Source organism: Pseudomonas sp. KB_12 (assembly GCF_052114545.1).
Lineage (GTDB): Bacteria > Pseudomonadota > Gammaproteobacteria > Pseudomonadales > Pseudomonadaceae > Aquipseudomonas > Aquipseudomonas brassicacearum.
In genome coordinates this window covers 20,542-28,519 of record NZ_JBFREY010000050.1, presented here as the reverse complement: position 1 = coordinate 28,519, position 7,978 = coordinate 20,542, and the positions used below count along the sequence as shown (strand labels likewise).

Here is a 7,978-nt window from a genome sequence, read left to right as displayed (position 1 = left end):
CAATCAAGGACGTCACGGATTACATTGTGCGGTTCTACAATGAACGACGAATGCATTCATCGTTAGACTATTTGCCGCCCAATCAGTACGAGCGGCAAACAGCCTGAAAACACCGATTGAGGTGTCCGGAAAAAGTTGACCACCTCAGCTTGCTCCCGCTTGAGTGCGCAGCGCTCATCGCTTTTTTGGGGCCGCTGCGCGACCCAGCGGGAGCAAGCTCCCTCGCCACAGGTTCGTGCAGTACCCAAAAACCTTGTGGGTATCCAACATCACCGCAAACTGACCCTCCGCCATCGCGAGCAGGCTCGCTCCCACAGTTGATTGGTGTTGATCTCGATATTCGGTTCGACACAGATCCAATGTGGGAGCGAGCCTGCTCGCGATGGCAATGGTCAATCCACCGCAGGCCTGTCAGCCCGCCGCTTGAACCTCCAGCCGATCCATCGCCCGCTCTACCAACAAATGCACCCCATCGGCCATTCGGCTGATCGCCAGGATCACGCTGCGGCGTGAGCCGTCGACGTCATCAGCCAGGTCGGCGGCGATGGCGCTGATGGACAGCAAGTCTTCGGAGGCATTGGCCAGGAGGGTTTCGGTGTCGATGTCTGGGGAGACCATGAAGAGTTGGGCGGTTTGGGTTTTTCCCGAGGCTTCATCGGTTGGTTTGGGATTGAGGTAGTAGTCGAGGACGCGTTCGGCGGCTTCGTCGAGTTTTTTGGATTTCGAGGATTTTTCAGAGCCGTTGCCAGGGCTTCCTGGCGGATTTGGTGTGACCTTGAACATGAGAAATACCCTAAACAGTAATTAGTTGGGAACCGTCACCGTTCGCTTGCACGCGAATTAGGGTGGCGGCCGTACGCAGGTGTGCAAGACCGGGCCTGTTTAGGACACCCAGCAGATCCAAGGATCTCCTGCGTGCAGCCGCCATAAAGCCAGTGGGCAGAAGAAAGCCCCTGAGCGATGTAGCGTCGCATCCTAAACAGTTTCTTCGGACTTGCACGTCCGTGTCACCGTTTTTTCAGTGACAAACCCAGACTAGCCACGAGGCTGACGCCGGACAAGTTCACCAAGTTCGCTACAACTCGAAGGAAATCTCCTAGGACGTTACTTTTAGAGGGGGTGTATATCCGTTTTTGCGGTAACGGCCACTTAGGGTTCCGCCCTGACGGCGGGTCACTTTCGAAAAGCGCGAAAGTAACCAAAGCGCTCATGCCCCACCACTTGGCACCTCGCTTAGGCTCGGTGTGCCCTCACTCCGGCATTGCTCCGTGGGCCGCCGCGAAGGGCCATCCATGGCCCAGCGCGGCTAACCCGGCATCCATGCCGGGTTGCCCACTGCGCAATGCCTACGTTCGGCCAGCGTGGTTAATGGGGCGCCCGAGATCAACGTCCACCACGAGGCGGCCTTATAGCCGACCTGGTTCTTGGTCGGACCGCGTTTCTCCTGTGGGAGCGAGCCTGCTCGCGATGAGGCCGGCAAGCCCGACATCCATATGACTGAACTACCACCACCGCCATCGCGAGCAAGCTCGCTCCCACACAGGTTTTTGGTCGTTTAGAAGATCCGTAATCCACCGCCGATCCCTGTGGGAGCCGAGCTTGCTCGCGATGGCGGTGGGTCTGCTTGCACTAATGCTGAATGTACCGCCGCCTTCGCGAGCAGGCTCGCTCCCACAATAGGATCGAAGTACGGCCGAAAGAACCAGGTCGGCTACTAGGCCGCCTCGCGGTGGACGTTGATCTCGGCGCCCCGTTAACCATGCTGGCCGAACGCAGGCATTGTGGAGTGGGCATCCCGGCATGGATGCCGGGATAGCCGCGCTGGGCCATGGATGGCCCTTCGCGGCGGCCCACGGAGCAATGCCGGAGTGAGGGCATGCCGAGCCTAAGCGAGGCACCGAGTGGTGGGGCAAAGCGCTTTTGGTTACTTTTGGCGCTCTTCCAAAAGTGACCCGCCGTAAGGGCGGAACCCTAAGCAGCCGTTACCGCAGGAATGGATATGCACGCGGTCAGAAAGACACAGCCAGCCTCACCCCCAACGCTTAGGCTCACCCACCAACTGCCCCTGAACCCCAAACAACCCCATCTCCCGAATCACCGCCAACTCCCCCTCCGTCTCAACCCGCTCAGCAATCAACGGCAGGTCAATACTGTGAGCCGCCCGCTGAATCGCCTCGATGAACAAGCGCTTATCGCTCTCCTGATCAATCGCACGAATGTAGCTGCCATCGATCTTCAGGTAAGCCAACCCCAACCGCGACAAGTTGCCAATCATGCTGAATCGCCCACCAAAACGCTGCAGGCTCAAGGAGAAGCCCAACTCACGCAGACGCCGGGTCAACTGCTCCAGCACCGCTTGCTCCGGCAGTTGCTCTTCACCAATCTCCAGGGTCAGGCGCGACCCAAGGTTGGAATGCGCCCGCAGGATCTCAAAGATCTTGTTCAGCGCCTGCGGATCGGCCAAGGTCGCCGAAGACAGGTTCAACGCCAGGGATTGCTCATGCCCGGCCATTTGCCTGAGCACTTGCTCAAGCATCAAGCGGTCCAGGCGCGCAGTCCAGCCGAAGCGCTCCAACCAAGGCAGGAAACGCCCGGCGGGGATGGTCTGGCCCTGCTCGTCCAACAGCCGCGACAGCACTTTGTAATGCAGCACCACCTGGGTGTCCTGGGCGGCCACCACCGGCTGGAAATACAGTTCGAAGCGCTGATGACTCAGAGCCTGATCGAGCAAATTGTGCCAGGCATGGTGATCATCACCGACACTGGCCGACGCGCTGTGGTCCAGGCAAGCCCAACCCGGTTCGCCCTGGCTTTCGGCCTGGGCCAGGGCCTGGTCGCCGAGTTGCAGCACAGCTTGCGGCGAGTCGCCATGGACGAACGGCGCCAGCCCGATGGAGGCCACCGACGCCACATCCGTCGCACCGGTCGCATGCAGGCTCGTCAATGCAGCCTCAAGGTTCTGCGCCAGTTGCAGCGCTTCCTCGCGTACCAGCCCAGGCGCCAGCACCGCGAATTCCCCGCCGCGAATACGCGTGACCAGGTTGTGGGTTTCCGGATACCGCGCGCACTCACGCAGCAATTGCTCACCCACGGCCTGGAGCAACTGGTCGGTGCGCTGCCCGCCCAACCGCTGGTTCAAACCGGCCAGGTCCTTGACCCGCAACAACAGCAGATAACCGGAACTGGCCTGCTCCGGGTTGCTCACCCGGGCATTGAGCTGCATTTCAAAATAGCGCCGGTTGGCCAGGCCCGTGAGGTTGTCCTGATAGGACTCGACCCGCAGTTTCTCGCTGCGCTCGGCCTGCTCCTGGAACAACGCCTTGAGCTTCTCGACCATCTGGTTCATCGCCTGCACCACGCGGCGCAGTTCAGGCGTGCGCGGCAGCTCTGGCAGGCTCAGGAACTCGCGACGGGCGATGGCATGGGACTGATGCACCATGTAGTCCAGCGGCTTGAGCTGGCGCCGCAGCAGCAAGGCCCCCAGCACCGCGCTCACGGCGCCACACAGCAAAAGCCAACCCAGGCTGCCCAACGCGCTCTGCCACAGCTTGGCGAGGGCGAACATCGGGTGGCTGACCACTTCAACCCGCGCCGCCTGCTCCCAGCCGCGGCTGACGATGGCATCGCCACCGGCCGGTTCCAGGCCGATCAGCTTGACGAACCATTGCGGCACGCTGCCGGCGTCCGGCGTGCCGGTGCGCTCGACGAGGGTCTTGTCGGTGGCCACGTCGACCACGCGGATGCTGGCGTAGTAGCCGCTGTCGAAGATCGAGCTGACCATCAGCTCCACCATCGCCGGGTCGTCGATGTTCGGCGTCAGCGACAGGGCCAGCGCCGTGGCAGCGTCCTGGGCGTGGGAGCGCAACTGGTTGACGTACTGGGTCCGCGAGCTCTCCAGGCTGACCATGAAGCTGCCGCTGAAGGCAACCACCAGGAACAGACAGATAGCGATCAACAGCTGTTTGAACAAGGACATCTGAGCGCGCGCTCCTAGTTAGTCGTCTCGACCGGAAAACCTTCGGCCTGCATTTTCTTCAACACATCCTGCCACCGGGACAGGCGCTTGGTATCACTCACTTTCTTGTTGCCCTTGGCGCCCGGCAGCCACAGCCCTTCGGCATTGAAAGAGTAGACCGGGAGCAAGTCGGTTCGCTGGCTGGCCGGCAGGATGCCGTCGATCAGGCTGTCGAGTACCAGCGGCATCGCCTCGGGCGTGGCGTAGTAGGTGAGCACCATGTGCGCACGGTTCTGCCGCAAGGCCTTGACGTAGGTGATGCGCAGCTTGTCACTGGACACCCCGAGATGACGCAGGCTGAAATACTTGGCGATGGCGTAGTCTTCACAATCGCCAGCGCCCTTCCACAGGGCCTGGATCGGGGTCTCCCAGTAGTCGACCTCGCGCCACAGGTCGATGTCTTCCACGTAGCGCACCTGTTTGTTGAAAAACAGGTTCACCACCTTGAGCTGTTCCAGTTCCGGGATCTGTTTCTGGGTCGCCAGCAATTGCTGCCAAGCGTCGATCCGTTGCTGCCCTTCGCCCAGCGGCCCATATAACGCTTGCGCCCGCCGACTGATCTGCGCAAAGTCCCAGTCAGCCTGCAAGCCACCCAGCATCAGGCCGGCCAGCAACAATGCCGAACACAGCCAGCGCAAGGACCTGAGGACAGGGAACGGTGCAGCCAAGGGAAATACGTCCGAAAAGGGTCGTTGGAAATTCGTTGGATGGTGACGCCTGGCCCACTAAAAGACAATGGCAAGGTGCAATCACCGCATGCAGACTAAACTTTAGTTCAGGAACCTCCGGTCGAGAGACTTTGACGGTTCGCTAACCTGTAACTACCGTGTGCCTGGATCCAATTTTTACTACCAATCAGGGTACGTTGTCGTGACACAGAAGCCCAAACCACTCAGCACGATCCAGGTCAACGGCCCCATCCCGGCCGACCAGGCACGCTCGATCATCGAAGAGTCTCTGCGCGAGGCCATCCTCGATGGACGCCTGCCTTGCGGCACTGCCCTGCGCCAGCAGGAACTGGCCGACCTGTTCGGCGTGAGCCGCATGCCGGTGCGCGAGGCATTGCGCCAGCTCGAAGCACAGTCACTGCTCAATGTGGTTCAGCACAAGGGCGCCGTAGTGGCACCGTTGATCACCAACAACGCGGTAGAAACCTACGCCCTGCGTTCGGTCCTGGAATCGTTCGCCTTGCGCCTGTCCATTCCGCTGCTCGATGACAACGACCTGACACTGGCCGCCCAGTACATCGAACAGCTGGAAACGGAAACGGATCACGCCCAGATCGGCAAGCTCAACCGCCTGTTCCACATGTCGCTTTATCACAAGGCACCCAACAGCAAGCTGCTGGACCTGATCGAGCGCGAGCTCAATGAAGAAGAGCGCTTCCTGCGCTTTCATCTGTCATCCATGGGGCTGGGCAAGTTGAGCCAGGACGATCATCGCGCGCTGCTCGATGCCGCGTGTGCCAAGGACATCGATAAAGCCGTCGTATTGCTGGAGCGGCACCTGGAAAAAGCCTCTGTCACCATGCGCCGGTATCTGGAACAGTCGTCGAATCCTTGATCCCATCTCGACGGTCCAGCTGGCGTAAAAACTTCTTACATATCCTTCCGACTCACTTGTCGCCTGCGCGGCGCGGCTTGGCCGTGGCCGCGACTCGTCGTCCCATCAGTTCAATGGCACTGCCATCGATTTGGGCTCACTCTTGCGCTTGTCGATTCAAAACAGACCTGAAGAAGTCAACGCCTGGCTGAGGCCAGACGAATCGAAGCCAATACGCAAGGAGCGTCGTCCAACCGGCGGGATGATCGGATGTCCGACCGACGTCCTGCCCATAACATAAAATTTCTTAACTCCCCGATCCCTGAAGTGCTCCGAGTGAGGCATTCACTCGAACTATTCGATTCTGATACTCGTAAATCGGAAGGAGCTTCTTCGCCCAAATAAAACTTATATAAAAAGTTTTAAAAGCCCTCTTCGCGCCCAACAAAACACCAACTTTAAATAATTAAAAAATATACTTGCCACTTACTTGCTCGGTGTATTAGTTTTTTATGCGCCGCGTTACTTGCGGCCCTTTCGACTTGCGACAAGCCAAGCAAATACAGGTCTCGAAAGCCGAAATCACGATTAAAAGAGAATGCTTAAGCCCCTTGGGCAATTCATGGATTCCGGTTCAGGCACCCGCTCGCCTTAATTAAATAACGAGCAACCTTCCGGACAAAATATCATTGATGAGGACGTTCCGATGCAGCCATCCAAAGAACAACTATCTCTAAAAAAACACGAACTTGGCCAACACCCGGTTTTTTCCGAGATTACATCAATCGATCTGTTACGCCGCTTTATGGAAAGCCATGTCTTTGCCGTCTGGGACTTCATGTCGCTGACCAAGCGGCTGCAACGCGAACTCACCTGCGTCCACCTGCCCTGGCTGCCGCCGGCCGACCCGCAAGCGGCTCGCTTGATCAATGAAATCGTACTGGGAGAAGAGTCGGATGAGCGCCCCGGCGCAGGCTATTGCAGCCACTTCGAACTGTACCTGGACGCCATGCGGGAAATCGGTGCCGATACCCGCGCGATCGAGCAATTCATCACCCTGCAGCAGGAGGGCGTCAGCCCCGAGACCGCGCTCGACAGCGTCGAGGTCGAACCAGCGGCGGCAAGGTTTGTCCGCCAGACCTTGCACACCGCTCTGCACGCCCCGGCCCACAGTGTGGCAGCAGCCTTCGTGCACGGTCGCGAGAGTGTGATCCCGCAGATGTTCCAGCGCATGCTCGACGCTTGGGGCATTGGCCTGGATCAGGCGCCGACCTTTCGTTATTACCTGCAACGGCACATCGAAGTCGATTCCGAAGACCATGGCCCAGCGGCAGAAAAGTTGTTGGCCCGACTGATCGATGGCGACCCGCAGCGCGAAAGCGAAGTACTGGTCGCCGCGCTTGCCGCTGTCCACAGCCGCGCGGCCTTGTGGGATGGCTTGCGCCAGAGCATGGCCCAACCGGTTGCACAGGTGACGCCATGAACGCTGTCGAATACCAATCCTTCGCCGACGCCTGGGAAAGCCGCGCCACGATCCGTACCCGGCCACGGCGCCGGGTCGAAGACGACGACAAGCTGATCTTCCCCATGAGCCGCCAGCCACTGGTGCACAGCCAGACCTTCCTCAGCCACTGTCCGCAATTGCGCGACTTTGTGCTGGTGCAGAGCCTCTACAAGTTCATCAACGACGTGGTGATTTTCGAGACCGAACTGGTGGACCACACCGCCCGCCGCATCGCCAAGAACCGCTTCGGCATCGAATTCCCGTTCGCTTGCCGCTACGACGCGATGACCGTGGTGGTGGACGAGGATTATCACGCGCTGGTGGCGATGGACTTCATGCAGCAGACCATCGACATGACCGGCATCGCACCGATCCCGTTGCCGGGGCAGATCGAACTCAGCCGCGCGATACCGGCAACCTTGGCTCAGGCGCCGGAACATCTGCTCAGCGCCGTGGAGCTGATCTGCATCGCCATCGCCGAGAACACCGTGACCAATGAAGTGGCGGCCTTCGCCCGGGACGACTCGGTCAAGGCCTCGATCAAGGGGCTGATGGCCGATCACTTGCTCGACGAGGGTCGCCACTCGGGTTTCTGGACGCGACTGGTGCAGATCTACTGGCGCACCGCGCCCGAAGAGGACCGCGCGGCGATTGCGCGCTTGATGCCCGGGTTCATCGTCCAGTACCTGGCAAGCGACCTGCAGCAAGCGTTCGACTTCGAGCTGATCGCGCACCTGCCCGTCGACGAATCGGTACGCCAGGCGCTGCGTGAAGACGCCAGTGCGCTGGCCTACCCCATCAATCGTTTTCACCCGTTGGTGGGCAACATCACGCGCTTTTTCCGCAGCAGCTCGATGCTCGCGTCCCCCTGCGTACGCGACGCCCTCGCTGATTACCTGACTCCATGAGGACCTTTC

General features: G+C 59.8%; 7 protein-coding genes. 4 read left to right on the top strand and 3 right to left on the bottom strand.

What is annotated here, in order from left to right; all coding sequences use genetic code 11:
- Window positions 1-107 (top strand): IS3 family transposase (locus AB4Z20_RS26160; RefSeq protein WP_442090604.1); only part of this gene is annotated, 107 nt, incomplete at its 5' end.
- A gap of 304 nt (window positions 108-411) precedes the next feature.
- Here AB4Z20_RS26160 and AB4Z20_RS26155 read toward each other — a convergent pair.
- The 3 genes from AB4Z20_RS26155 to lapG form a co-directional block, all read right to left on the bottom strand.
- Window positions 412-783: a DUF6124 family protein gene (locus AB4Z20_RS26155; RefSeq protein WP_214512946.1), complete on the bottom strand. Its 372-nt coding sequence runs from the start codon at window positions 781-783 to the stop codon at window positions 412-414.
- A gap of 1,246 nt (window positions 784-2,029) precedes the next feature.
- Entirely contained in the window at window positions 2,030-3,976 is a 1,947-nt protein-coding gene (gene lapD, locus AB4Z20_RS26150) for a cyclic di-GMP receptor LapD (RefSeq protein WP_442090969.1), read from the bottom strand.
- Window positions 3,977-3,990: 14 nt separating this feature from the next.
- Entirely contained in the window at window positions 3,991-4,614 is a 624-nt protein-coding gene (gene lapG, locus AB4Z20_RS26145; protein WP_408980851.1) for a cysteine protease LapG, read from the bottom strand.
- Between the two features lie 271 nt (window positions 4,615-4,885).
- Between lapG and AB4Z20_RS26140 the strand changes: the two genes are divergently transcribed.
- From AB4Z20_RS26140 to AB4Z20_RS26130, 3 genes are all read left to right on the top strand, one after another.
- Entirely contained in the window at window positions 4,886-5,578 is a 693-nt protein-coding gene (locus AB4Z20_RS26140) for a GntR family transcriptional regulator (RefSeq protein ID WP_253470807.1), read from the top strand.
- A gap of 685 nt (window positions 5,579-6,263) precedes the next feature.
- Window positions 6,264-7,040, top strand: coding sequence for a DUF3050 domain-containing protein (locus AB4Z20_RS26135; protein ID WP_253470805.1), 777 nt, complete (start codon window positions 6,264-6,266; stop codon window positions 7,038-7,040).
- Complete coding sequence (locus AB4Z20_RS26130) at window positions 7,037-7,969, top strand: diiron oxygenase (protein WP_253470803.1); 933 nt, start codon at window positions 7,037-7,039, stop codon at window positions 7,967-7,969. The genes AB4Z20_RS26135 and AB4Z20_RS26130 overlap by 4 nt, the downstream gene beginning before the upstream one ends.
- The last annotated feature ends 9 nt before the right edge of the window (window positions 7,970-7,978 follow it).